We start from the raw sequence: 26,245 nt of genomic DNA, 5'->3' as shown, positions 1-26,245 counted from the left end.
GAACGAGGGCGCTCCGTCATCCGGCTCAATGCGTTCCGAGTGCCGGCACGAGGGCGGCGATCGCCTCGCGCAGCGTCGTCGCGCCGAAACGCCGCTCGCCGATACCGGCTTCGACATCGATCCGCCCGGCGTTGGTCGCGTCGTAAAGATCGGTGATGAGCTGGGCATGGTTCGTGGCCAGCCCTGCGCGTAGCAGGGCTGGCGCCCATTGGTCACGTGGCAACGCCTGCGCGATGACATCGCGGTTGATCGCTTCGCTTAACGCCTCAGCGACATCGTTCGGACTGTAACGCTGATTGCTTTCGACACTCACCACGCGAGCCGTATTGCCCGTATTTCGATCGAGCAACACTTGAGAGGCTACGACGCCGACGTCATGGGCCGACACCATCGGGAACTTCCGGTCCACGGGATGATGCAGGCTCGGCAGTACGCCCGTCGCCAGCGCGACGGGCACGACGCGCGCCCAGTTCTGCATATGCTCGGACGAGCGCAGCAGCGTGAGGTGCCGCACCGCTTCCTTGAAGCGCGCTTCGAGATGATGAAAGAGCATCGTGATGCCCGTGTTCGCATCGAGCTCGGCGCCGTAGTCGGACAGTGCGACGACATGCAGATCCGGGTAGACGCGCAGCACCTGCGCGGCAGTATCGATCATGCGCCGCATCGCTTCGGCGGGCGCGGCTTCGCCACGCGGCACGGGGCACAGCATCTGTACACTGTGCGCGCCATCGAGCGCGCGACTCACCGACGCGCCATCCGTCAAATCGCCCAACACGATTTCGCAGCCTATGCGTGCGAGCGGTTCGCCTTGGGCCGCATTTCTCACTACCGCACGCACGGGCTGACCCGCGCGCCGCAGTTCCGCCGCTGATGTGCGCCCCACTTTGCCCGACGCTCCGAAAATCACGAACATTGCTCGACTCCTCGATCGATGAGAGGACTTCAAGCGTAAGCCGCTGTGCTTGCCCAAACGCGCAGGTAAGGATACTCAAGAGCAGATTTGGATGACGATCGGCGCACGCGAGACGGCAGGCACCATGCAGGGCTCGGCAAAAAATCGCAAACCGCAGCACAATGCTTCGATTCGATGGATCGAAAGGCATAACCAATGAAAGCCGTCACTTCCTCGTTGATTCCGGACTCTGCGACCCGCGTGAGCCTGCACTCGAGCGCATCGCTCGGCTGGTCGGGCTTCGGCGCGCAATTGCTGGGCATTGCGGCCGGTTTGCATCGCATTCCGGCGCTCGATGTGCACCGTATCGGTGTGCATGTGGGCGCACCGGTCAGAGCGGACTGCCGGTGCGATGGCAAGCGCTCTATGCGCATCCAGGCGCATGGCGACACCAATGTGATTCCAGCGGGGCTCGAGGGCGAATGGCGCGACGACGCGAGCTGTACGGTCCTGCAGATCTGGATGACGGACGAGTTCGTCCGCAACACGTTCGACCAGCTCGGCCTGCGCGCTTCCGACGCACAGATCCGGTATCGCGACCAGGTACGCGATCCGCGCCTTGAGCATTTGACGTGGGCGTTGCGCGCCGAACTCGAAGCCGAAGACGCGTCGGATCCGCTCTATGCCGAGAGCCTCTGCACGGCGATCGTCGTGCGGCTCGCGGCCGCGACTGCGTCACCCAGTCAAAGACGGCGCACGCTGATGCCACGCGCGGCGGCGCGTGTCACCGACTACATCGAGGCGCATCTGGAAGAACGGTTGACGCTCGCCAGCCTTGCCTCGCTCGTCCAACTGAGCGTGCCGCATTTCAAAGTGCTGTTTCGCGAGACATTTGGTTTGCCGGTGCATCGGTATGTCGTCGAGCGGCGTGTCGAGCACGCGAAGGCGCTGCTCATAGACGGCCGGCTGAGCGCGAGCCAGGTCGCGCTCGAAGTCGGCTTCGCGCATCAGAGCCACATGGCGAGCTGGATGAAGCGGCTGCTCGGCGTCACGCCGCGCGATATCGCGCGCGAAGACGCAGCGCAAGGTGGGAGGCCGCTGATCGTGTCACGCTAGATAAGCGGAGAATGGGGTATGCGGATCGTGCTTTGCGGCATCGCTTACCGATGAAAATAGTCGGGCAGGCGAAAGCCGTCAAAAGCGTGATTGTCGAGAATCGCATGGCGGAATTCATCCGATTGGTAAGCGGCCACGATATCGGCCGTCGCGCGTGAATTGCGGTTGGTCGCCTTCACGACGACCTGATTGACATACGGCGATGTCATCTGCTCCAGCGCAAGTGCGTCGACGAGGCGATGACCGCTCGCAATCGCGAAGTTTCCCTGGATCGCCGCATAGTCGACATCCTCGAGCGCGCGCGGCGCCTGGGCGGATTCGAGCGGCACAATGCGGATGCCGCCCGGATTCGCGATGACATCGTGCTCGGTCACATCGACAGGATTGGGATTCGGTCGGATGCGAATCCAGCCGATGTTCTGCAGGATCTTCAGCGCACGCTCCATGTTGACGGGATCGTTCGGCACGGCGATCGTCGCACCGCGCTTCACCTCGGCGAGCGAACGATGCTTCGTCGAATAAAGGCCCATCGGCGGCGTCGGCACCTGTACGACAGGGACGAGATCGGTGCCGTTGCGATCGTTGTACGACTTGAGGTACACGCTGTGCTGCATCACATCAGCGGTGATTTCGCCGCTATAGACGGCGTGATTCGCTTCGAGGCCAGTGCTGAATTCAACGTACTGCACTTTATAGCCCCTGCGTAGCAGTTGCGGCTCGATACCCTGACGAAACTCGTCGGCATACGGGCCGGGAACGAAACCGATACGCAGCGTCTGATGTGGTGTCGCTGCTGTATCGTCGGCGGCATGTGTTGCGTTTGAGGACAAAAAAAGGACCGCACTGATTGCGATCGTGGCGAGGCGCGTGAAAACGGTGAGCCTGTGCATCAAGACCTTCCTCATCATATTTATCTGATGCCGATTATCGTGAAGCGCGTTTGCCGTGGTCAAAGAACGAATCCATCAATCGATAGCCGTCTTAGTGTTATCCGGATCGCTGCCTGCTGTACGTATCGAATGTGCTCACGCCATTTCCGCCACGCGAATAACGTAAGCGCAAATCCGTTGTTACTCGAGCGAAGGCGCGTCCCTATACTCGAACGCTTGTCTGCCGTCGAAGCTTCGCTGTTCGGTGCGCGTGCCGGCCTGCATGTCACAAAACGAGGAACAACTGATGCCCGCTCAACACCTCTCGAATTCTGCCGCGCGTGCGCCGCTCCAGGCATCACTCGCCGGGCTGCCGGCGCTCGCAAAAGCCATCGGCGAAGGCGCCGCGGCGCGCGAGGCACGACGCGAACTGCCGTTCGATGCCTTCGCGCTTTTCCGGCAATCGGGCCTCGGGCGTTTACGCCTGCCTGTTGAATGGGGAGGCCTCGGCGGCTTGCTCGAAGACGAGTTTCATGTGATTGCCACGCTCGCTGCGCAGGAGAGCAACCTTGCGCACGCGTTGCGCATTCATTTCGACCAGACCGAGACGTTGCTTCTTTCGCCGCGCACACCGTTCAACGAAGCGCAGATCAAGAGGATCGCGGACGGCGCGATTTTCGGCGGTGCATCGACAGAACTGGGGACGTCGCGCCCTGGTGAAATTACGACGCAACTGCGCCGCGACGGCCAGCATTTTCGGCTGAGCGGCCGCAAATACTATGCGACGGGCACGGCGTTCTCCGACTTCGCACGCCTGAACCTGCACGATGAGAACGGCAACGCCGTGATCGCCATCGTCCCCGTCAAACGTGAAGGCTTTAGCGTGCTCGACGACTGGGACGGAATGGGCCAGAGGATGACGGCAAGCGGCAGCCTTGAATTCGACAACATGCTTGTTCGCGAAGAAGAGGTGACGCCTCGCGTGCAGACGTCACTGGTTGGCCGCCACTGCAGCGCGCTGCGACAGTTGCATCTTGTGGCGGTGGGCGCGGGGATCGTGCGCAACGTGGTGGCGGACGCCAAATACTACGTACTGCGGCATGGCCGCCCCGTGCTGCATAGCCCTGCGCCGTTCGCGCGAGAAGACGCGTTCATCCAGCAGGTCATCGGCGAGCTGACAGCTCACAGCCATACGATCGACGCACTCGTGCGCGACAACGCCCGCGTGCTGGAGCGCTCTTCGCAGGCAATCCGCAACGGCGATCCCGGTGCGGAAGCGCTCGTGCTCGAAGGTGCGCTCGCGACGGCACGCACGCAACTGGTCGTCAGCAAACTGGCGCTGTATGCGGCCGAGCGCATGTTCGAAGCAGGCGGCGCATCGGCAACCTCGCGCGCGCACAACTTCGACCGTCACTGGCGCAACCTGCGTACGATCTTCAGCCACAATCCGCTGACGCATAAAGCGCGCGTGATCGGCGACTACGAGCTGAACGGCGTGACGACGCATTTGACGGAAGGCCGGGTTTTTTAAAGAAGAACGGTACGCGCGGCGAGGCATCGCACGATGCATACCGCGCAACCGCATATCGATGTGCCGATTTCTTAGTGGCGGCGGGTGGGCCGGCATTCGACAATATCCGCGTTGCGTTCAACCGGGGTTTGCTAGACGATGAGCCGTGTCAAGACAGAGGCAGTGCCGCGTCGCCTGCATCTAAACGTCAACATCCTTCACTCGGGTTTTGTCCCGTCGGCGTGGCGGCTCGACGATGCGAACCCGCGCGCGTTCGTCGACGTGAATCACTACGTGCGCGTCGCCCAGATCGCAGAGGAGGGCAAACTCGATGCGGTCTTTCTCGCGGACAATGCGGCGATTGTCGACCAGATCGATTTCCGCCCGATCACTGCGCTCGAGCCGACGGTGCTGCTCGCCAGCATTGCGGCCGCGACGACGCACATTGGCGTCATCGGGACAGCATCGACCAGCTACAACGAGCCGTACAACATCGCGCGGCGATTCGCGACGCTCGATCACGTGAGCAATGGGCGTGCGGGGTGGAACGTCGTAACGACGGCAGACTTACCGTCCGCGCGCAACTTCGGCCGCGATGCCGTACCCGACCATGCGGAGCGATATCAGCGTGCCGCCGAATTCACCGAGCTCGTGAAGGTGCTTTGGGACAGCTGGGAGGACGATGCGTTCGTGGGCGACAAGGCGGGTGGCCGTTTCGTCGACGTGTCGAAAGTGCATGCCGTTGGGTATCGGGGCCGGTACTTCGATGTGCAGGGGCCGCTCAATTTGCCGCGATCACCGCAAGGACATCCCGTCGTGCTGCAGGCGGGCGGCTCGCCGGATGGACGCGATCTGGCCGCACGGCATGCGGAAGCCGTGTTTTCGGCTTCGCAGTCCTTCGAGGAATCAGCGGCGTACCGGCGAGACCTCAATGCACGCGCTGCTGCATACGGTCGGCAGGGCGTGAAAGTGCTGGCCGGTCTCACGACGATCATTGGCTCGACCGAAGCCGAAGCTGTGCGCCGCCGAGACGATTTGATCGACCAGATTCCATGGCGCTACAGCCTCAACCGCCTGGCCGGCACGCTCGGTATCGACGTGGAGCGGCTGAAGCTCGACGAGCCGTTGCCCGACGACCTCACGCTGCCCGCGGGCGGCAATGGGAACCATACGTTTTTTCACGCGACCATCGCTCAGGCTCGCCGGCATGGCTACACCGTGCGCGAATTGATCCGCTCGCTCGCGGGCGGAACCGGCCATCGTGTGATCGTCGGTACGCCCGAGCAGATCGCGGACGACATCGAGCGATGGTTCAATGGCGGCGCGGCCGACGGCTTCAATCTGATGCCGGATGCTCTGCCGAGCGGCCTGCGCGACTTCGTGGACGGCGTCGTGCCGATCCTTCGGAAACGCGGCATTTTCCGCAGCGAATACGAAGGTACAACGCTGCGCGAACACCTTGGGCTGACGCGTCCCGACCATTCGCAGTCATGGCGCAAGCGCGCCTAGCCCACCCCCGCCGTACCGATGCGCAGGTCGAGCAGAGGTACCATCGGCAGGTGCTACCCTCACGAGCACTCACCTAGCGAATCGCCCGCAGGGCCCGCTTCGCGCTCAGCATCATCAACAGGCTCGAGAGGGCGTTGAAGACAAAGAGCCCGCTCGGACCGATGACGGTCATCAGCAGGGAAGCGATAGCGGGGCCGATCAGACCGCCGATCGAAAACAGTAGTAAAAGTGTGGCGGAGACTGCGACGCGCAGGCGGGGTTCGGTGCGGTCGTTGACGTGCGAGACGATCAATCCATATTGCGTGAACGTCACCGCGACAAACGCGAGCATGGCCACCCAGACGACCGCAGGCACGTGAAAAACAACGAGCGCCAGGCTAAGACCCGCGGATATCTGCGCCGTCGTATAGACGAGCCGCCGCCTGTCGATGCGGTCGGACAGCCGTCCCATCGGCCACTGCGGAATGAGCGCACCGATTAGCGCCACGCCCATGAACGTCGATAGCTCGGAAGTCGAGAACCCCGTGCGCGCGAGGAACACGGGCGTCATCGAATAGAACGTGCTGTAAAGAAAGCCGGCCAGTATGCAGCCCGGTATCGCAAGCGGCGTCGCGTGCGCCATCGAGCGAAGACTGTTGCGCCAGCTATGAGCCGGCAAGCGATCGAGGCTTTCGTCGGCCACGCGGACTGGCCACCCTTCGAACAGCGAAACGGGCATGACCGCGGCGGCGAACAGGGCGGCAACGAGCGAGAACAGGCGGCCGTCGGGACCGTCGCCGAGGTGCAGCAGGAATTGCCCTGTCCCGACCGCCAGATAGTTGAGGCCCGCGTATAAGCCAAAGATTTGTCCCCGGTTCTCGTTGCGGGATGTTCCGCTGAGCCAACTCTCGATCGACGTATACAGTCCCATGAACGCAAAACCGGTCAGCGACCGGATGAGCGCCCATGCCAAGGGCGACTCGAAGACGTTGAACGCCAGTGCAAGGATGGCCACGGCCGCTGAGAAAGCAACGAACGTCCGGTGCTGGCCGATCCTGTCGATGAGCCGGCGGTTGCATACCGCACCGACCACGAATCCGCCGTAGTAGCACGATTGCACCAGCCCGACGACGAACGTCGATACGTCGGCATGCAGCATCCGCAAGGGAATGAGCGTCTGGAAAAGCCCGTTGCCGACAATGAGCAACGCATAACCGCTTAGCAGTCCGGCGAGCGATTGATAGCCGCCGAGCGCTTGGGCGCCGGGCCGGTGTGTCGTCGCGGCGGCGGGTGGCGTTCGCCGCCCGAGAAGCTTGGCCTCGGAGAGTGGCCCGGTTCGCATGGGCTCCTGAGGGGGCAGGTCCGTTTTTTCCCGGCTGGTGCCGGGCTCTGAAATCGATTCCTCGCGAAACTCTGACATGACACCTTCTTGGTCACCGCCGTCTTTGCGACGCCGGGCTTGCTCTGTTCAAGGGGCGTTCGATCCGCACAGCGCGAGGAGACAGCATCTCCCCGGAGCGGGCGCAAAGTCATCAGGATAACGGGCTCTTATCGAGATGGTAAGAGACAGTGAGCGTTCGGCCGCGTATGGGGCGGCTCTCTATCGTCGCGGAAAATGGGGTACGAATTCGTGAGACGAACGGGGGAGGGTAGCCCGACCAAGGTGTGAACGCGGTGCAGCTCGAGGCAGCTCGAGATGTATCACTCGACCTTGATGGGCGAAACGCGCCGTTCGATTACCGGCCGGACGTTGCTGAGCGTGCGCAGCCGGTGGTGGAAGTATGGTATCCGCGGCGATGCAGGCAGTCCGTGCATTGCCGCGGCGAGGGATTGCTCCTGCCTGCCTGATCAGAGCGATTTCGTCAGTTCGGGCACGACTTCGAAGAGGTCGGCCACGAGGCCATAATCGGCGACGCCGAAGATGGGCGCTTCCGCATCCTTGTTGATCGCGACGATGACCTTCGAGTCCTTCATGCCGGCCAGATGCTGGATGGCGCCTGAGATGCCCACCGCCACGTAGAGTTCGGGCGCCACGATCTTGCCGGTTTGGCCGACCTGCAGATCGTTGGGCGCATAGCCCGAGTCCACGGCGGCGCGCGAGGCCCCGATCGCCGCGCCGAGCTTCTCGGCGAGCGGATCGAGTAGCGCGAAGCTCTCCGCACTGCCAAGGCCACGGCCACCCGAAACGACGACGGGCGCCGCCGTCAAATCCGGGCGTTCGTTCGCGGCAATCTCGCGGCGCACGAACGTCGACAAGCCCGTGTCGGCCACGGCGGCGACTTCCTCGACTTCAGCGTTGCCGCCTTCCTTGGCCGCTGCTTCAAAAGCGGTGGTGCGAATCGTCGCGACCTTGATGGGGTCCGGCGACTGCACGGTCGCAATGACGTTGCCGGCGTAGATCGGGCGCTGGAACGTATCGGCCGAGTCGATCGCGATGACGTCCGAAATCTGCGATGCGTCGAGCTTCGCGGCAACACGCGGTGCCGTATTCTTGCCCGCGGCCGTGGCGGGAAAGAAGACATGCGTGTAGTCCTTCGCAAGGGCGATCACCTGTGCAGCGAGGTTTTCCGCGAGGCCGTCGGCGAGATGCGGAGCATCGACGAGGACGACCTTGTCCACGCCCTCGATCTTTGTCGCCGCCTCGGCTACGGTGCGCGCGCCGCTGCCCGCAACCAGCACGTGAATGCCGTTCGCCAGCGCACGTGCGGCCGAAATCGCATTGAGCGTCGAGCTCTTCAGTTGGACGTTGTCGTGTTCGGCAATGACGAGGGTAGGCATTCAGATCACCTTTGCTTCGGTTTTCAATTTCTCGACGAGCGCGGCTACGTTCGCAACGAGGGCACCCGTCTTGCGAACCGGCGGCTCGACGACTTTGAGCGTCTTCAGGCGTGGTGCCGGGTCGACGCCGAGATCCGCGGGCTTGATCGTTTCGATCGGCTTCTTTTTCGCCTTCATGATGTTCGGCAGCGTGACGTAGCGAGGCTCGTTCAAGCGAAGATCGGTCGTGACGATGGCGGGAAGACGCAGAGAGACGACCTCGAGTCCGCCGTCCACTTCCCGCGTGACCGTTGCCGTGCCGTCGCCGATCTCGATGTTGCTGGCGAACGTGGCTTGCGGCCAGTCGAGCAGGGCGGCGAGCAGTTGGCCCGTTTGTCCCGCATCGTCATCGATTGCCTGTTTGCCGAGAATGACGAGCTCAGGGCGCTCGCGATCGATGACCGCCTTGAGCAGTTTCGCCACGGAGAGCGGCTGCAGCTCGACATCGGTCTCGACCAGGATGCCCCGGTCGGCGCCGATCGCCAGCGCCGTGCGCAGCGTTTCCTGGCTTTGCGCGACGCCGCACGAGACGGCAACGACCTCCGTCGCCTTCCCCGCTTCCTTGAGGCGGGTCGCCGCTTCCGTGGCGATCTCATCGAAAGGGTTCATCGACATTTTTACGTTGCCGATATCGACGCCGCTTTGATCTGACTTGACGCGAACCTTGACGTTGTAATCGACAACGCGCTTGACTGCCGTAATCACCTTCATTTTTGCGATCTCCACTATTTCAATCGTTCAGCGAATCACGGCCCGCTCGATGACGACGAGCACAGGCGGCCTGATCTCATGGGCTGGCACTGACGCGCACACGGCAGGCGCAAGCCACAGAGGCCGATCGACCAGATATACGACCATCGCCTGCCCCGGCTCGCAGGTGCCGGCCGCCGAGGTCGGCTGCTCGCTATAGCTGCACGCGCTGTCGAGCGCAACAACGACGGCCGCACAACCGGGCGGAACGATCGTCGCCTCCCGGATCGCAAGCACTTTCGCTCGATACCGGCCAGAGGAGCTCATCACGTTCAATACCGTGACCGGCCCATTCATGAGCGCTGCATTCCACGCCGTTCCGCCGTCATACTCGGCGGCCTCGAACGGCTTCAGCGCGACGGCCGACGCTTCATGACGCAGCGTCACGCCGCTGCCGCGCACGACGAAAGAAACGCGCGTGATGCCGTCGAAGCGGGAGTAAGGACCATCGCGCTCGACCTCGGCGAGACTGATTCGCCACTCGCCATCTTTTGCCGCGAGGGTTCTCGTGATTCCGCCGCCGTTTCGCCATGGTTCCGCGGGTACCGCGGAGAGCGGACGGATCTCGATGGCAGACATCGTTGGCGTCTCAGGACACGGCGCCCAGGCCGTACTTGCCCGTCAACAATTCGCCCGTCGTGAACCGTTCGATCGAGTACGGCTTCAGCGAAACGTCAGTCGGCAGGCCGAGCGCTTCTTGCGCGAGAACACGGCCAACCGTTGGCGAGAGCTTGAAACCGTGGCCGGAGAACCCATAGCCCACGACGAGGCCCTCGATGCCGGGAAGCTTGCCGAGCACGGGGTTCCAGTCGGGCGTGACGTCATACACGCCCGTCCAGGACGAAGCGATCCCGGCCGTCTCGTATTCGGGGAAGCGTTCCGCCACTTGCGCGCCTACCTCGACTACGTAATCCATCGGAATGTCGCCTTGCTCAGTTTCGGCCGTGTTGAGCTTTTCACCGACGACGCCTTCGCTGACGAGCATCTGATTGCCGCCGTAACTGCGGTAATAGAGCATGCCGGTCGATGCCAGGTCCTTGAAGACGGGCATCGAATAGGTGTACTTGGCGGCTTCGCATTCGAGCGCGAGGACGGCGTGGCGCTCGGGCATGAGCGGAAGGTCGCGCCCCGTCCAGCCTGCCAGCTCGGGCGTCCAAATGTTCTGCGTGCTGATGACCGTCGAAGTGGCGAAATCGCCGATGCTGGTCGATACCCCGACAACCTTGTCGTTATCGAACAGGATCTTGTTCACCGTGACGTTTTCCCGGACTGTCACGCCGCCGCGGCGCGCGGCGCGCGCGAAGCTCGTGGCCACGAGATAGGCATCGGCGAAGCCGGCTTCCGGTTCATAGCCGATGAGCGCCGCATCGTCGAACTGTGCGATTGGCAGCAGTTCGTTCGCCTGCTTCGCATCGAGCAACTCGAGCGGGATGCCTTGAGCCTTTTGCTGGGCGAGCGACGCGCGCAGCGGTTCGACCTTGTCCCCCTCGCTAGCCACGATCATATAGCCGCACTTCACTAGGCCGCATGAAGCTTCGTCGTCGCCGAGGTACGTCGAGAAATCGTTGAACACCTCCCACGATTTGCGAGCGAGCTCGACGTTCTCCTTGACCGAGTAGTGGGTCCGCAGAATGCCCGACGATTGCGAGGTCGTTCCGGCACCGATGGTTCCCCGGTCGACGACCAGGACCTTCTTCGCGCCCAATTTGGACAGTTGGAAAGCCACCGAGCTGCCAATGACACCGGCGCCAATCACAACAACGTCATAAGTGTTCACGGTCCGTTCCCTTTTCGAGCAAGGCATGGACGAAGTGTGAGGCGAGGAAATCCGGGGCACGAGAATATAAGCGGAATCGATGCTTAGCAGAAGCGAACCTTGCCATCGCGAGGCAAGAGCCGCCGCAGCGCAGGCGGTTCTCGCGCGTTGATGCCTATTCGCGCTTCGCACCCGAACATGTGATATCGGAGGGCGGGTTTGAATGAACCACACTGAAATCTATTCGTTGTCCGAAGGAATAACGATGTGCCAAAACCTCGTTTGGTCGCGCCGCGGGTCGCTGATAGTTTATGCGTAGCGTCACTTTGACGGGCTCACTTTCAACTCACGCTCACGCATTCCATGACTTTTTCCCACTCCAACGACGCGCCCATTCTCTCGCGAGGTGCCGATTACGAGCAGGTTGCTTCGCGTTTTCGCCCGATCTTCGATCGTATTGCCGAGGGCGCAATAGAGCGCGAACGCGAACGCTCGCTTCCCCATGAGCAAATCGCCTGGCTCAAGCAGGCTGGCTTCGGCGCGGTGCGAGTCCCCGTCGAGTACGGTGGTGCCGGTTTGTCGCTGCCGCAACTCGTGCAATTGCTCATCGAGCTTGGGGAAGCGGACTCGGCATTGCCGCAGGCACTGCGCGGTCATTTCGCTTTCGTCGAGGATCGTCTCAATGCGCCGGCAAGCGCGAACCGCGACACATGGTTCCGGCGCTTCGTTGCCGGTGAGATTTTCGGTAACGCGTGGACGGAGGTTGGAGATGTGGCGATCGGCGACGTCATCACCCGTGTTTCGCGCAACGGAAACGGTTGGGTCGTCAATGGAACGAAGTACTACACGACGGGCAGCATCTTCGCGGACTGGATCGACGTCTATGCACGCCGCGACCCGGATGGGACCGACGTGATTGCGGCGGTGAGCACGCATCAGCCGGGCGTGAGAACGACCGACGACTGGGACGGATTCGGGCAACGTACGACAGGCAGTGGAACGACGGTATTCGAAGCCGCGCACGTCGACGAAGAGAACATCATCGACTTTTCGACGCGCTTCAAATATCAGACGGCGTTCTATCAGCTGGTCCTGCTTGCGACTACCGCTGGAGCGGGGCGCGCAGCGTTGCGCGACATCTCGCGCGAAGTTCGCGAGCGCCGGCGCGTCTTCAGTCACGGAAACGCGTCATCGGTCAGCCAGGACGTGCAGGTTCAACAGGTCGTCGGCCAGGTCGCGGCGCGGGTGTTTGCCGCTGACGCAACGGCAGTCAGCGCGGCGCAGGCCTCACAGCGGGCCTACGAAGCGCGTTTCGGTGGCGACGAGCGAGAGGAGCGCGACGCGAATATCGCCGCGGAGCTCGATTCCGCAAGAGGTCAGATTGCCGTGACGTCACTCGTCCTTCAAGCGACAACCGATCTTTTCAATGCGCTAGGCGCCTCCGGGACAAGCGAGTCCAGGCTGCTCGATCGGCATTGGCGAAACGCCCGCACAGTGGCATCGCACAATCCGATCATCTACAAGGAGCGCATCGTCGGCGCCTGGGAAATCAATCGCACGGAGCCGCCATACGTCTGGCAGATCGGCAAGGGCAAGTCGCAGTAGGTTCCGCCGGGGAGCAGCCCGTCAATTTTTTTCCGCATGCGTTAATGACACTTCTTTCTATCGATCGCGCAAACGCAACGACACCACCATGGAGCGATGTCGTGGATGCCGTTTCGAACTCGCTCGCTGAAACTGCGGCGACTCGTGATGAGGTCGGGGGGACGGCTATCAATGAGCGAAATCTTCTACGCAGCAGCGGGCTCCTGAGCCTCACGGTTCCAGCCGACCTCGGAGGGTTGAGCGCCGACTGGCGCTCGACGCTCGACGTCGTTCGCCGCTTCGCGCGCGTCGACAGTTCGATCGCACACCTGTTCGCCTTTCATCACCTGTTGCTCGCCACTGCGCGCCTGTTCGGACAACCTGCGCAGTGGCGCCCGTGGCTCGAGCAAACCGTCGAGCACCGCTGGTTCTGGGGTAATGCGCTCAATCCACTCGACAGGGGCACGACGGCAACCCCCGGCGAGCCGGCCTCGGGCGGCGGCTATGTCTTTACAGGACGTAAGACGTTTTGCTCGGGGGCGGCCGATTCGGACAGATTGCTCGCGTCGGCATTCGATTCGAACGGACGCCTGCTGATTGCCGTCGTGCCGACTGCGAGAAAAGGCATCTCGGTCATCGACGACTGGGACAACATGGGCCAGCGTCAAACAGACAGCGGAACGGTCGTTTTTGAGAATGTCGAAATCGAGCGAGGCGAACTGCTGCTCGACCCGGGGCCGTTATCGACACCGTTTGCCTGCCTGCGGCCGCTGCTCGCCCAACTGATTCTCGCGAATATCTATCTGGGGCTGGGCGTGGGTGCCTTGCATGAGGCTCGCGAATTCACGCTGAAGAGCGGGCGAGCCTGGGTCGCATCGCCGGCACCGAGTGTTCGCGAGGATCAATACGTGCTTGCGCATTACGGCGATTTCTGGCTTGCGCTCGAAGGTGCGCGGCTACTGGCCGATCGGGCTGCCGATCTCTTTGACGAAGCATGGCAACGCGGCACCGCGCTGACGGAAAGCGAACGAGGCAAGGTTGCTATCGCCGTGGCGGCCGCGAAGGTGTCGGCGGCGCGGGCGGGGCTTGACGTTGCGAATCGGATGTTCGAAGTCACGGGCCCGCGTGCGACCACAGCCCGGCTGAGGTTCGATCGGTACTGGCGGAACCTGCGCGTCCATACGCTTCATGACCCGCTCGACTACAAGGTGCGCGAGCTCGGCGACTGGGCGCTCAACGAGCGGTTCCCCACGCCGTCCTTCTATTCCTGACATCGCTCGTTTAACTCGAAATCAACGTATTCACAATTTAGGAGTCCCAATTATGAGCAGTAAGTTGAACGTCGTTGCCGTCTCGGGCGGGCTGCAACGCCCCTCGCGGACCTTGGTGCTGACGAAGGCACTGTTGCGTACACTCGGCAAGGCGCTACCGATCGAGACTCATCTGATCGAGCTCGGCGAGATCGCTCCTCAGCTTGCAGGGGCGGTATACCGGACACAGCTCCCGGCGGACGTCGAAGCAAAAATACGCCTGATCGAATCCGCCGATCTGCTCGTCGTGGCGAGTCCTGTTTTCCGCGCCTCGTACACCGGTCTTTTCAAGCATCTCTTCGATTTCGTCCATCATGAAGCGCTGATCGACGTGCCCGTCCTGCTGGCGGCGACGGGCGGCAGCGACCGGCATGCGCTCGTCATCGATCATCAACTCCGTCCGCTCTTCAGCTTCTTCCAGGCGCGCACCCTGCCCATCGGCGTCTATGCATCCGAGCAGGACTTCAGCGGCTACGACATCGGCAGCGATGCATTGCTCGAACGCATCGACCTCGCGGTGACGCGAGCATTGCCGATCGCGCTCGCGGCTCGTTCCGCGGATACGTCGCGCGAGGCGACGTCACTCGCCGCGTAAGTGCCTTTCTCTTGACTCTAGATCAGCGGGACATTTTCATGAGCAACAACACATCTTCTGGCGATGCCGTCAAATTCGCCTACTGGGTGCCGAACGTGAGTGGCGGCCTCGTCGTCAGCACGATCGAGCAGCGCACGGATTGGAGCCTCGAATACAACCAGAAGCTCGCGCAAACGGCGGAGCGTGCGGGATTCGAGTATGCATTGAGCCAGATCCGGTTCACGGCGGGCTACGGCGCTGAATACCAGCACGAGTCGGTTTCTTTCAGCCAGGCGCTGTTGCATGCCACGACGAAATTGAAGGTGCTCGCGGCCATTCTTCCCGGCCCGTGGAATCCGGCCGTCGTGGCGAAGCAGCTCGCCACGATCGATCATATTTCTAACGGGCGCATCGCGATCAATGTCGTCAGCGGCTGGTTCAAGGACGAATTCACCGCGATCGGGGAGCCTTGGCTCGAGCATGACGAGCGCTATCGCCGCTCGAAGGAGTTCATCCAGGCGCTCAAGGGCATCTGGACGCAGGACAACTTCACGTTCAGGGGCGACTTCTATCGCTTCACGAACTACACGCTGAGTCCGAAGCCCGTGCAGAAGCCGCATCCCGAAGTATTTCAAGGAGGAAGCTCCCGCGCGGCACGCGACAACGCGGCGAGTGTCTCGGACTGGTACTTCACGAACGGCAACACGCCGGAGAACCTGAAGGCGCAAATCGACGACATCAAGGCCAAGGCGGCTAAGAACAATCACCAGGTGCGGATCGGCGTGAACGCGTTCATTATCGCGCGCGATACCGAAGAAGAAGCGAAGGCCGTGCTCGATGACATCATCGAAAACGCACACATCGAAGCGGTCAACGCATTCGGCGATGCCGTCAAGCAGGCGGGCAAAGCATCGCCGGAAGGGGAAGGCAACTGGGCGAAATCGACGTTCGAGGACTTGGTCCAGTACAACGACGGCTTCCGCACGAATCTTATCGGCACGCCCGAGCAGATCGCGGAACGGATCGTCGAGTTGAAGTCCATCGGCGTGGATCTCGTCCTTGCGGGCTTCCTGCACTTCGTCGAGGAAGTCGAGTATTTCGGCAACAAGGTGCTGCCGCTCGTGCGCGAGCTGGAAGCACGTCAGCGCGAGAAGGCCGCGGCTTGAGGCGGAACGCGCGTGGCCGTCGGCGGCATCACGCTGCCGCGGCGCGTTTCGCCATTCCAGCCATTCCTTCACCTAACGGATCTCCGATGAAGCTTTCAACCCCGACGAACGCGCGGCCGTTGCTGTCGCTCGATCGTATCTCGCTGTCGTTCAACGGCGTGCCGGCCGTGACCGACATCAGCTTTGACGTCGTCGCGGGCCGCATCAGCGCGCTGATCGGCCCGAACGGCGCGGGCAAGAGCTCATTGCTGAACGTGATCAGCGGCATTTATCGGCCGCAACGCGGGACGCTGCATTTCGACGGCCGCGAGTACCGGCGTATCACCCCGTACGCCGCGGCGCGCGCGGGAATCGGCCGCACGTTCCAGAATATCGCACTGTTCGCGCGGATGAGTGTCTTCGACAACGTGTTGACGGGGCGCAGCCTTCACCGGCGGGGCGGATGGCTTGCCCAGACGCTCGGCATGCCCGCCGCCCGCCGCGATGATGCCGAGCAACGCGGATACGCGGAAGCGGTGCTCGATGCGCTCGATCTGCAGCGCTATCGCGAGACCGAGGTCGGCACACTGCCGTACGGCATCCGCAAGCGCGTCGAGCTCGCACGCGCGCTGGCCGGCGCACCCCGGATGCTGCTGGTCGACGAGCCGATGGCCGGCATGAACGCGGAAGAAAAGCGCGCAATGGCTGGTTACATCCGCGACGCCAATGCGCGTTTCGGCGTGACCGTGGTGCTGATCGAGCATGACATCGGCGTCGTAATGAGCCTGTCCGATCACGTCATCGTGCTCGACTACGGACGCAAGATCGCCGATGGCGCGCCGGCGCAGGTGCGCGCGAACCCGGACGTGCTGGCCGCTTACCTCGGCACGCGACATTGAGGGACCGCATCATGACGTTCTTCACCGAAGTGCTCGTGGGCGGACTGCTTGCCGGCGTCATGTACTCGCTTGTCGCAATCGGCTTCGTGCTGATTTACAAGGCGTCGGGCGTATTCAATTTTTCTCATGGCGCGCTCGTGCTGTTCGGCGCGCTCACGTTCGTGAGCCTTGTCGAGCGGCACGTGGCACCGTGGCTTGCATTCGCTCTCACGCTCATTGCATTGTCATCGATCGCGCTCGCAATCGGCCAATGGGTCCTGAAGCCGCTCGTCAACCGGCCACCGATCGTGCTGTTCATGGCGACGCTCGGGCTGAGCCTGATTATCGAAGGCGGGGCCCAACTGCTGTGGGGCGCGCAGGTTCATGGTCTCGATCTCGGTATCGATGACCGGCCGCTCGCCATCGGCGGCGTGATGGTCAGCCAGTTCGACCTTTTTGCCGCCGGCACCGCGGCGGTGCTCGTCGCTGGACTCTCGCTGTTGACGCGTTTCACGCGCTTTGGGCTGTCGCTGCGGGCGGTCGCTGATGATCCCGTAGCAGCGCTCGCTGTCGGTATCCGGCTGCCGCGCATCTGGGCAGCGGTGTGGGCGCTCGCCGGCTTCACGAGCCTCGTTGCGGGCCTGCTGTGGGGCGCGCGGCTCGGCGTCCAATTCTCGCTGTCCCTCGTTGTATTGAAGGCGCTGCCGGTGCTCATCATCGGCGGCTTCTCGTCGATCGGCGGCGCCATCGTGGCAGGCCTGCTGGTCGGGGCGGCCGAAAAACTCGCCGAAGTGTACGTCGGCACGGCGATCGGTGGGGGAATCGAGAATTGGTTTCCCTACGCGCTCGCGATGCTTTTCCTGCTGATCCGGCCGGCGGGCCTTTTCGGCGAAACCCCGGTCGAACGTGTGTGAGGAGCCGATGTCGTCGATTCAGATTGAACCACTGTCCACGCGCCCCGAGTTCGCGCGCAGGTCTTGGCCGCGCCGCGCGCTTGTGATCCTGGCGGTCGCCGTGCTCATTGCGCTTGCTCGCGTTGGCAGCGACTACTGGCTAAGCGCGATCCTCGTGCCATTCCTGATCCTGTCGCTCGCCGCGCTCGGGCTCAATCTCGCGACCGGCTACGCGGGGCAGCTATCGCTCGGCTCCGCCGCGTTCATGTCTGTCGGCGCGTATACGGCATACAACTTCGCGGTGCGCGTACCGGCGCTGCCGTTCGCGATCGATCTCGCTTTCAGTGCGCTCGCTGCCGCCGCGGTAGGCACGGTGTTCGGGGTGCCGAGCCTGCGAATCAGGGGCTTTTACCTGATTGTGTCGACGCTCGCCGCGCAGTTTTTCATCGAATGGCTCTTCACACGCGTGAGCTGGTTTTCGAACGACGATGCATCGGGCGTGCTGAGCGCGCCCGCCGTGACGGTCTTGGGGCACCGGATTGACACGCCGGGCACTCACTATCTGCTGGTGCTCGCTGTCGTGGCCGCAACGTTCGCGGTCGCCGCGAGGCTCGTACGCAGCGAGCTCGGGCGACGCTGGATGGCGATCCGCGACATGGAGACGGCCGCCCGCGTGATGGGATTTCGGGTCGGCCAGGACAAGCTGCTCGCGTTCGCGTTCAGTTCGGGCGTGCTCGGCATCGCGGGCGCACTCTGGGCGTTTGCCTATCTCGGGACCGTCGAGCCCCACGGCTTCGATCTCAATCTGTCGTTCCAGGTGCTGTTCATCGTGATCATCGGCGGCATGGGCAGCATTGGCGGCAATTTCCTCGGCGCCGCATTCATCGTATTGCTGCCGATCCTGCTGTCCAATGCCGCAGGATGGTTCGCGCATGTCGGTATCGAGGCCGGCCAACTCCAGAACCTGCAGAAGATCATCTACGGTGTGCTTGTCATCGTATTTCTGATCAGGGAACCAGACGGGCTCGCTCGACTCGCGGGATATGCGCACCGGCGATTGCGCGGCCGGCAAGCAGATGCCTGATCTCTCCAACGTGCTGCCTCAGTTTTTCCACGACAATCAATTAGGAGTTCTAAATACATGAAATCGACAGCACAGCATCGCCGCTGGTTGCAAGCTATCGCGCGGCTGATTGCGGTAGGTGGTGCGGCCCTTTCGCTGATCGCGGGTGGCGTGGGGGCCGCGCAGGCGGCGGGCGAGCAGTATTTCCCGCTGCAGAGTTACCGGGTCGGCCCGTACGCTGCGGGCGGAAGCGGCTTTTTCGGGGGCTTCATCGACTACCTGCAACTGGTCAATTCGCGAGACGGCGGCGTGAATGGCGTCAAGCTCACGTGGAGCGAATGCGAAACAGAATATGTCGTGGAAAAGGGAGTCGAGTGCTACGAGCGGCTCAAGCATGGATTGAACGGCGCGCCGGCCGCGGCGACGAATCCGCTGTCCGTCGGCATCGCGTACGCGACGATCGACCGCTCGACTGCCGACAGGATTCCGCTCATCACGATCAACCACGGACGGACGGATTCGACGGACGGCGCCGTGTTCCCTTACGTGTTCCCTCTGCAGCTGAATCCCTACAGCGAGGTATCCGCGATCGTCAACTATATCGCGCAACAGTCCGGTGGCCCTGCGGCGCTCAAAGGCAAGAAGATCGTCGTGCTGTACCACGGTTCGCCCTATGGACGCGAGACGATTCCAGTGCTCGACATCCTCGCGAAGAAGTACGGTTTCGAGCTCACGCAGCTCGAGGTCCCGCACCCGGGCAACGAGCAGGGCTCGCAGTGGCTGACGATCCGCAGAATCCATCCTGACTGGGTCATCCTGCGCGGCTGGGGCGTGATGAACCCGGTCGCACTGAAGTCGGCGCAGAAAGTGGGCTACCCGGCCGATCACATCATCGGCAACATCTGGAGCAATTCCGAGGAGGACGTGCGACCGGCAGGCGACGCGGCAAAAGGCTTCATTTCGATCACGACACATCCGTCCGGTACCGACTTTCCCGTGCTGCAGTCGATCGACCAGTATGTGATCAAGACCGGTAACGGCAACCTGAAAGATCCCGCGCGCTTCGGCACGGTCTACTACAACCTCGGCGTCGTCAACGGCATTCTGAACGTGGAGGCGCTGCGCGTCGCCCAGGCGCACTTTGGCGATAAGCCGCTCACGGGCGAGCAGGTGCGATGGGGTTTCGAGCACCTGAATCTCGACGATGCGCGGCTGAAGCAGCTCGGCGCATATGGGCTGGTGCAGCAACTGAAGCTGTCGTGCGCGGATCATGAGGGCGGTGGTGCCGTGCGGTTCCAGCAGTGGGACGGTGCGCACTGGAAGGTCATCAGTGGCTGGGTGCAGGCCGACCGTGCGCTGCTGCGGCCGATCATCGAGAAGTCGGCAATCGGCTACGCGAAGGAAAAGGGCATTACGCCGCGCGACTGCAGCAAGGAGAGCTGACCATGGGACAAGCGCCGATCTTGCAGGTTGACGATATCGCGGTGGTCTACAACCAGCAGGCTTGCGCGCTGGGCGGTGTGTCGCTGACCGTGCCCGATGGTGCGATCGTCGCGCTGCTCGGGGGAAATGGCGCGGGCAAGACCACGACGTTGAAGGCGATCTCGAGCCTGCTGCGCGTCGAGCGCGGCGCGCTCGTGCGCGGGACGATCCTCTACCGCGGCATGGATGTGACCGACGCCGATCCGTGGCGGCTTGCCGAGGAAGGGCTCGTGCAGGTTCTGGAGGGGCGGCGCTGCTTCGCGCACCTGAGCGTCGAGGATAATCTGCGCATCGGTGCGTTCGTGCGCCGCCCGTCCGCGCGGGGGATCGCTGAAGCGCTGGAACGCATCTATACGGTCTTCCCGCGGCTCAAAGTTTGCCGGCGGAAGGCAGCCGGGTACACCTCCGGCGGCGAACAGCAGATGATCGCGATCGGTCGCGCGTTGATGTCCAGGCCGTCGCTCGTGCTGCTCGACGAACCGTCGATGGGGCTGGCGCCGCAACTGGTCGAGGAGATCTTCGAGATCGTCGGCAAACTCAACCGGGACGAAGGTGTGAGTTTTCTGCTGGCCGAGCAGAATGCCGCGGTCGCGCTACGCCATGCGAAGGCGGCGTACGTGCTCGAAAGCGGGCGAGTCGTCGCGCACGGCACGCCCGAGGAGCTGCGTCAGGCCGACGTGCTGCTCGATGCGTATCTCGGTGCAGCGGCCGCCGCCGGGGCGCGATATGACGAACTGACGATCGAACATTAGACAATAGGCAATAGACAATAGAAAAGCTGAAAACGATCGTTCCTCACCGCCTCGCGCGTCGAAGACGCCCGTCCACGACGACGCGAGTCTCGCCGTCTCATAGGCGGGAAAACGCTCGGCGACTTGCGCGCACGAGCTCGGCGTCATAGTTGATCGACATCTCGCCCGGTTCTTCCGTTTCCGCGCATTGAGCGTTCCCCAGCACGCTCTCGATCCCTCCCTCTGGCGCCCTCGCCGCGGAAATGCGCGGCAATTTTGAATTAGGCAAACTTATCGTGTGCCCCCGAAATCGCTCATTGTGAGTGCGGGCGGATTTTGACCATGCAGCATTCGACATCGTCGCGCGCCATTCGACGAATGCCGCGGACACAGGAGTCACGATGAGACGATCTCAAACGCCGATCGATCTGCGCGCGCTGCAGGCCTTCGTCGCCGTGTGCGAAACGGGCTCGATGACGGGCGCGGCGAAGCAGCTGGGCGTGAGCCAGAGCGCGATCAGCCAAGCCGTGTCGGCGCTCGAGCGCGATCGGGGCATGACGCTGTTCGATCGGGAGAGCCGCCCGCCGCGGCCGAACACCGCGGGGCGCGCGTTGCTCGAGCTCGCGGGTGCGCTGCTCGAGCATGCGCAGATGGTCAGCACGCGGATCGGGGACGCGTCGCACGCGGGCACGCTGCCGGTGCGGCTTGGTTGCGTCGATTCGTTCGCGGCGACGGTCGGGCCGGAACTGATTCGCGCGGTGTCGAATTCGTCGCGGCAGATCGCGTTGTGGTCGGGGCTCACACCGGGGCTGTCGAAGCAGTTGCACGACCGGGAGGTCGACCTGGCCGTCTGCACGCAGACGACGCTAAACGACGCGCGCATTGTCGAAGTGCCGCTCTTTTCCGAAGCGTTCGTTGCCGTCGTCGCACGAAGCCATGTTGCTGGCCGTCCGCAGGTCGACTGGCGCACGCTCAACAAGGAGCTGCCGCTGATCCGCTACACGGCGCGCTCGGTGATCGGCCAGCAAGTCGAGCGATTCGCGAGGCATCTCGGCATCGACAGCCCGCGCCGCTACGAATTCGACGCGACCGATCCGCTGCTGAGCCTGGTGGCGGCCCGGCTCGGTTTTGCGATCTCGACGCCGTTGTGTCTATGGCAGGCGCGGCACTATCTGGAGGAAATCGCCGTTCTGCCGCTGCCATCCGGGCGGCTCGGGCAGCGCGACTTTTTCCTGCTGCACCGGCAGGGCGAGTGGGACGATTTCGCGAGCGAAATCGTTACGTTGACGCGAACGGTCATCGATCGCTCGATTCAGCCGGCGCTGGCGCGTGCATTGCCGCAGCTCCCCGCCGACGCGTTGCGCTAGCGGCACGTGCGGCCGATGTTGCGTCGGATGACCGAGAGTGCGCTATGTGCGTCGTCGGCTTCATAAGCTGGGCTGATACACCGTCGTAACCCGCGTTGCCGTTTCAGTGCGCGTTTGCACCGCATTCACGATTCGGTCGCACCGCGGGCAAGCAGCAACAAGTTGAGCAGGATGACGAGAAGGACCGTGGTGCGCCGCCGTTGTTTATTGACAGGAACTTTTGATTCTTATCGATAAACGTGGCATGGACGTTGCATCAGGGCTGGATAGTTGACTGGGTCGCGCAGTTCATTCGGCGGCGGGCTGCGAATAGACGAAGATCGACAGGAACTGGATCGGCGTCTTGATCAAGCGTTCGGGGCCATGCGGAATATCGCCTCGGAACGTGAGCGTGTCCCCCGGATGCAGGATGTAGGTGTGCTGGCCGTGGCGGTATTCGATCACGCCCTTGAGCATGTGGATGAACTCCGTCCCCGGGTGCTCGAAGACGGGAAAGCGCTCCGACTCGTCGTCCATCGTGATCAGGAACGGTTCGAAGAGCTTGCGCGGGCCTTGGTCGTAGGCGAGTAGGTGGTACGTATGGCCGCGCTGCGTGCCCTTGCGGACGACCTCCATGCCGGCGCCCTTCTTGACCAGTTGGGCGCCGCCTTGCGGGACGTCGAAGTTGCGAAAGAGCGCCGACATCGATACGCCGAGGGCCATGGCGATGCGATGGAGTACGTCGAGGCCGGCCGAGGTTTGCGCGTTCTCGATCTTCGAGAGCATCCCGCGGCTGATGCCGGCCTGTTCGGCGACCTGCGCGATGGTCAGTCCGTGGGACTGGCGCAGTTCGCGGATGGTCGTGCCGAGATGGCGTTCGAGCGGTGATTTGCTGTCGTCCGCGGTTTGCATGGGTAAGCCTCGGTAAAGGGTAGCAAGGTTGACAGAGCGCCCGGGTCTAACCGCCTCGGGAGCGGGCATGATTGCGCGCGGCGCGTTTCCTGACAGGAAATTTCGTTGCATCTTAATAAATATGGCAAGGAGTGACAATGAACCTGAACGATGCGAGCAAGCTGCCGGCCGCGGTGAACGAGCTCGGGAGCGTGCCGCGCTTCGACACGGCTGAAAGCGCGCAGGCTTGGCTCGCGCAGCAGGGCGTGAAATACGTGCTGGCGCAGTTCGTCGATATTCACGGTGTGGCGAAGGCGAAGTCCGTACCGGTAGCGCATCTGAAGAGCGTACTGACCGCGGGAGCGGGTTTCGCCGGCTTTGCGATCTGGGGAGTCGGGATCGAGCCGAACGGTCCCGACTTCATGGCCGTCGGCGATTTGTCGACGCTCACGCCTGTGCCCTGGCAGTCCGGCATCGCTCGTATCGCGTGCGATGGCCATGTCGACGGCATGCCGTGGGCGTTCGATTCGCGTGTGACGTTGAAAAAGCAGGTCGCGCGCATGACCGAGCGCGGCTGGACGCTCTACACAGGGCTCGAGCCGGAGTTTTCGCTGCTGCGCCGCTCCACCGCGGGCGTACTGGAGCCGTGCGATCCAAGCGATACCCTCGCGAAGCCGTGCTACGACTACAAAGGCCTCTCGCGTACCCGCGAGTTCCTGGAAAAGCTCACCGAATCGATGCGCGCCGTCGGTATTGACGTCTATCAGATCGACCACGAAGACGCGAACGGCCAGTTCGAGATCAACTACACGTATACGGATTGCCTGACGTCGTGCGATCACTACGTGTTCTTCAAGATGGCCGCGTCCGAGATCGCAAACGAGCTCGGCATGATCTGCTCATTCATGGCGAAGCCGTTCGCGAACCGCCCGGGCAACGGCATGCACATGCATATGTCGATCGGCGATGGCGAGCGCAATCTGTTCGCGGACAAAAGCGATCCGCTCGGCATGGGCCTCTCGACGCTCGGCTATCAGTTCACGGCCGGCCTGCTCGCCCACGCGCCGGCGCTGGCCGCGCTCTGCAATCCGACTGTCAATTCGTACAAGCGGCTCGTGGTGGGCCGCTCGCTGACGGGGGCGACGTGGGCGCCCGCCTACATCAGCTACGGCGACAACAATCGCTCGACGATGGTGCGCATGCCGGGCGAGCGCATCGAACTGCGCCTGCCGGACGGCTCGTGCAATCCGTATCTGGCGACTGCCGCCGTGATCGCGGCCGGGCTCGACGGCATCGAGCGTGAGCTGTCGCCGGGCGCGCCCGCCAACGAGAACCTCTACGACTGGACGCCGCGGCAATTGCGCGAGCACGCGATCGGCGTGCTGCCGCAGAACCTCGAGCAGGCGCTCGACGCGCTCGAAGCCGACCGCGTGATCTGTGACGCGCTCGGCCCCGTCGCCGGCGAATTCCTGAAGTTGAAGCGCATGGAGTGGCTCGAGTACATGCGCCATGTATCGGATTGGGAGCTGAAGAGCTACCTCGAATTTTTCTAAGGAGACGCACTATGTGTGGAATCGTAGGTTTGCTGGTCAAGACGCCGGCACTACGTGAACGGCTCGGCGAACTGATGGTGCCGATGCTGATCGGCATGACGGAGCGCGGCCCGGATTCGGCGGGGCTGGCCGTTTTCGGCAAGGCTGTCGATGCGCACCAGCGCAAACTGAGCCTCTACTCGGGCTTCACGGAAGAGGGTGAGCGCTTTGCCTGGCAGCCGCTCGTCGACGCGCTGAACGCCGCGATGGACGTCACGGCGCGCATCGAAGCGAAAGGCAACCATGCCGTACTGACGCTGCAAGGCAATGTCGATAACGTCAAGCGCTGGCTGCGCGAGCACTATCCGCAGTTGTATCTGCTCTCGACGGGCCGCTCGATCGACCTCTACAAGGACATCGGCTCGCCCGCGCAAGTCGCGCAACGCTATGGCTTCGCGGACATGAAGGGCTCGCATCTGGTCGGGCACACGCGGATGGCGACCGAATCGGCAGTCACGCCGGATCGCGCGCATCCGTTCACGGCGGGCGAGGACTTTTGCCTCGTGCACAACGGATCGCTTTCGAATGCGCATGGTGTCCGGCGCAAGCTCGAACCCGAGGGCATCCACTTCGATACCGACAACGACACGGAAGCGGCGTGCCGCTTTCTCGAGTGGCGTCTGCGCGAAGGCGACGCGTTGCCGGACGCGCTGCAAAAAGGATTCGAGGAGCTCGACGGGTTCTACACGTTTCTGATGGGCACCACGACGGAACTGGCGCTAATCCGTGATCCCTTCGCATGCAAGCCTGCCGTGGTCGCGGAGAGCGACGAGTATGTGGCGATCGCGTCGGAATTCCGTTCGCTTGCTCATTTGCCCGATATCAAGAACGCGAAGGTCTTCGAACCCGCCCCCGAGGAGATGTATGTATGGAAAGCGTGACATTCGACCTTGAGCGCTCGCCGGTCAGGGAATTGAACCAGTACCTGCACGGCGATGCCGCCGCGCTGGCCGGCCGGCGCATCAAAGTGAGCTCGCCCAACGGCGCGCACAACATCGCGGTCGGCGTCGATGCCGACGTGAGCATCACGATCGAAGGTCATGCCGGCTACTACGCGGGCGGCATGAACCAGCACGCGACGATCGTCATCGAGGGGAGCGCGGGCACCGGAGTCGCCGAAAACATGATGAGCGGCAAGGTGCACGTGAAGGGTTTTGCGTCGAACGGCGCAGGCGCTTCGGCGCATGGCGGATTGCTCGTCATCGATGGCGATGCGGGTCTGCGTTGCGGGATTTCGCTGAAGGGGGGCGACATCGTCGTCGGCGGATCGGTGGGCAGCTTTTCGGCCTTCATGGCGCAAGCGGGACGCATGGTGATCTGCGGAGACGCGGGCGACGCGCTTGGCGACTCGCTTTACGAAGCGGTGCTCTACGTGAAAGGCGAAGTGAAATCGCTCGGGGCTGACGCCCGCTTCGAGCCGATGACCGATGCGGATCTGACGGCCGTCGCCGCGCTGCTCGATGCGGCCGGGCTCCAGCACGATCCGCGTGCATTCAGGCGCATCGCTTCGGCCCGCACGCTCTATCACTGGAACGCTGAAGCCGACCAGGAATACTAA

Annotated in this window: 24 protein-coding genes; 16 read left to right on the top strand and 8 right to left on the bottom strand. The window is 62.9% G+C overall.

The features are described 5' to 3' along the window. Positions 1-25: 25 nt before the first annotated feature. A complete protein-coding gene (locus B0G57_RS06555; protein ID WP_102606878.1) occupies positions 26-913 on the bottom strand; it encodes an NmrA family NAD(P)-binding protein in 888 nt (295 codons plus the stop codon). Between the two features lie 195 nt (positions 914-1,108). Here B0G57_RS06555 and B0G57_RS06550 point away from each other — a divergent pair, with 195 nt between their 5' ends. Further along, complete coding sequence (locus tag B0G57_RS06550; protein ID WP_102606877.1) at positions 1,109-2,008, top strand: helix-turn-helix domain-containing protein; 900 nt, start codon at positions 1,109-1,111, stop codon at positions 2,006-2,008. A gap of 44 nt (positions 2,009-2,052) precedes the next feature. On the opposite strand, the gene B0G57_RS06545 is transcribed toward B0G57_RS06550, so the two are convergent. Next, positions 2,053-2,898, bottom strand: a complete 846-nt coding sequence (locus B0G57_RS06545) for a MetQ/NlpA family ABC transporter substrate-binding protein (RefSeq protein WP_189595322.1) — start codon at positions 2,896-2,898, stop codon at positions 2,053-2,055. 286 nt (positions 2,899-3,184) lie between these two features. Between B0G57_RS06545 and B0G57_RS06540 the strand changes: the two genes are divergently transcribed. Together B0G57_RS06540 and B0G57_RS06535 are read left to right on the top strand one after the other, a co-directional pair. Next, on the top strand, positions 3,185-4,408 hold the full coding sequence (locus B0G57_RS06540) for an acyl-CoA dehydrogenase family protein (RefSeq protein WP_102607084.1): 1,224 nt from the start codon (positions 3,185-3,187) through the stop codon (positions 4,406-4,408). A gap of 138 nt (positions 4,409-4,546) precedes the next feature. Beyond that, positions 4,547-5,896, top strand: a complete 1,350-nt coding sequence (locus B0G57_RS06535; protein ID WP_102606876.1) for an LLM class flavin-dependent oxidoreductase — start codon at positions 4,547-4,549, stop codon at positions 5,894-5,896. A 73-nt stretch (positions 5,897-5,969) separates the two neighbouring features. Here the strand turns inward: B0G57_RS06535 and B0G57_RS06530 are convergent, their stop codons facing one another. The 5 genes from B0G57_RS06530 to B0G57_RS06510 form a co-directional block, all read right to left on the bottom strand. After that, entirely contained in the window at positions 5,970-7,295 is a 1,326-nt protein-coding gene (locus B0G57_RS06530; protein ID WP_102606875.1) for an MFS transporter, read from the bottom strand. Between the two features lie 428 nt (positions 7,296-7,723). Continuing rightward, complete coding sequence (locus tag B0G57_RS06525) at positions 7,724-8,653, bottom strand: electron transfer flavoprotein subunit alpha/FixB family protein (RefSeq protein ID WP_102606874.1); 930 nt, start codon at positions 8,651-8,653, stop codon at positions 7,724-7,726. Continuing rightward, positions 8,654-9,403, bottom strand: a complete 750-nt coding sequence (locus B0G57_RS06520; protein WP_102607083.1) for an electron transfer flavoprotein subunit beta/FixA family protein — start codon at positions 9,401-9,403, stop codon at positions 8,654-8,656. It abuts the gene before it with no gap. A 27-nt stretch (positions 9,404-9,430) separates the two neighbouring features. Next, positions 9,431-10,021: a HutD/Ves family protein gene (locus B0G57_RS06515; protein ID WP_102606873.1), complete on the bottom strand. Its 591-nt coding sequence runs from the start codon at positions 10,019-10,021 to the stop codon at positions 9,431-9,433. A gap of 10 nt (positions 10,022-10,031) precedes the next feature. Then, entirely contained in the window at positions 10,032-11,219 is a 1,188-nt protein-coding gene (locus tag B0G57_RS06510; protein ID WP_102606872.1) for an NAD(P)/FAD-dependent oxidoreductase, read from the bottom strand. Positions 11,220-11,561: 342 nt separating this feature from the next. On the opposite strand from B0G57_RS06510, the gene B0G57_RS06505 reads away from it, so the two are divergent. The 10 genes from B0G57_RS06505 (at position 11,562) to B0G57_RS06460 (ending at position 22,225) form a co-directional block, all read left to right on the top strand. Beyond that, positions 11,562-12,803, top strand: a complete 1,242-nt coding sequence (locus tag B0G57_RS06505) for an acyl-CoA dehydrogenase family protein (protein ID WP_102606871.1) — start codon at positions 11,562-11,564, stop codon at positions 12,801-12,803. 44 nt (positions 12,804-12,847) lie between these two features. Further along, positions 12,848-14,053, top strand: a complete 1,206-nt coding sequence (locus B0G57_RS06500) for an acyl-CoA dehydrogenase family protein (protein WP_102606870.1) — start codon at positions 12,848-12,850, stop codon at positions 14,051-14,053. Between the two features lie 52 nt (positions 14,054-14,105). Further along, entirely contained in the window at positions 14,106-14,687 is a 582-nt protein-coding gene (gene msuE, locus B0G57_RS06495; protein ID WP_102606869.1) for an FMN reductase, read from the top strand. 38 nt (positions 14,688-14,725) lie between these two features. Further along, positions 14,726-15,832: a dimethylsulfone monooxygenase SfnG gene (sfnG, locus tag B0G57_RS06490; protein WP_102606868.1), complete on the top strand. Its 1,107-nt coding sequence runs from the start codon at positions 14,726-14,728 to the stop codon at positions 15,830-15,832. Positions 15,833-15,918: 86 nt separating this feature from the next. Beyond that, a complete protein-coding gene (locus B0G57_RS06485; RefSeq protein ID WP_102606867.1) occupies positions 15,919-16,710 on the top strand; it encodes an ABC transporter ATP-binding protein in 792 nt (263 codons plus the stop codon). An 11-nt stretch (positions 16,711-16,721) separates the two neighbouring features. Next, positions 16,722-17,603, top strand: a complete 882-nt coding sequence (locus B0G57_RS06480) for a branched-chain amino acid ABC transporter permease (RefSeq protein WP_102606866.1) — start codon at positions 16,722-16,724, stop codon at positions 17,601-17,603. 7 nt (positions 17,604-17,610) lie between these two features. Next, complete coding sequence (locus B0G57_RS06475; protein ID WP_102606865.1) at positions 17,611-18,666, top strand: branched-chain amino acid ABC transporter permease; 1,056 nt, start codon at positions 17,611-17,613, stop codon at positions 18,664-18,666. Positions 18,667-18,723: 57 nt separating this feature from the next. Continuing rightward, positions 18,724-20,088 (top strand): ABC transporter substrate-binding protein, encoded by a 1,365-nt coding sequence (locus tag B0G57_RS06470; RefSeq protein WP_102606864.1) that lies wholly within the window; start codon positions 18,724-18,726, stop codon positions 20,086-20,088. A gap of 2 nt (positions 20,089-20,090) precedes the next feature. Next, positions 20,091-20,879, top strand: a complete 789-nt coding sequence (locus B0G57_RS06465) for an ABC transporter ATP-binding protein (protein WP_102606863.1) — start codon at positions 20,091-20,093, stop codon at positions 20,877-20,879. A 380-nt stretch (positions 20,880-21,259) separates the two neighbouring features. After that, complete coding sequence (locus B0G57_RS06460; protein WP_102607082.1) at positions 21,260-22,225, top strand: LysR family transcriptional regulator; 966 nt, start codon at positions 21,260-21,262, stop codon at positions 22,223-22,225. Between the two features lie 288 nt (positions 22,226-22,513). Here B0G57_RS06460 and B0G57_RS06455 read toward each other — a convergent pair whose 3' ends face one another. Continuing rightward, on the bottom strand, positions 22,514-23,116 hold the full coding sequence (locus tag B0G57_RS06455) for a helix-turn-helix domain-containing protein (protein ID WP_102606862.1): 603 nt from the start codon (positions 23,114-23,116) through the stop codon (positions 22,514-22,516). A 137-nt stretch (positions 23,117-23,253) separates the two neighbouring features. Between B0G57_RS06455 and glnT the strand changes: the two genes are divergently transcribed. From glnT to B0G57_RS06440, 3 genes are read left to right on the top strand one after another with little or no spacing between them, the layout of a single operon-like run. Next, a complete protein-coding gene (gene glnT, locus B0G57_RS06450) occupies positions 23,254-24,648 on the top strand; it encodes a type III glutamate--ammonia ligase (RefSeq protein ID WP_189595321.1) in 1,395 nt (464 codons plus the stop codon). An 11-nt stretch (positions 24,649-24,659) separates the two neighbouring features. Further along, positions 24,660-25,568 (top strand): class II glutamine amidotransferase, encoded by a 909-nt coding sequence (locus B0G57_RS06445; protein WP_102606861.1) that lies wholly within the window; start codon positions 24,660-24,662, stop codon positions 25,566-25,568. Then, entirely contained in the window at positions 25,556-26,245 is a 690-nt protein-coding gene (locus tag B0G57_RS06440; RefSeq protein WP_102606860.1) for a GltB/FmdC/FwdC-like GXGXG domain-containing protein, read from the top strand. Before B0G57_RS06445 ends, B0G57_RS06440 begins: the two co-directional genes overlap by 13 nt.

Source organism: Trinickia symbiotica (assembly GCF_002934455.1).
GTDB classification, from domain to species: domain Bacteria; phylum Pseudomonadota; class Gammaproteobacteria; order Burkholderiales; family Burkholderiaceae; genus Trinickia; species Trinickia symbiotica.
This window is presented reverse-complemented; position numbering and strand designations above follow the sequence as displayed.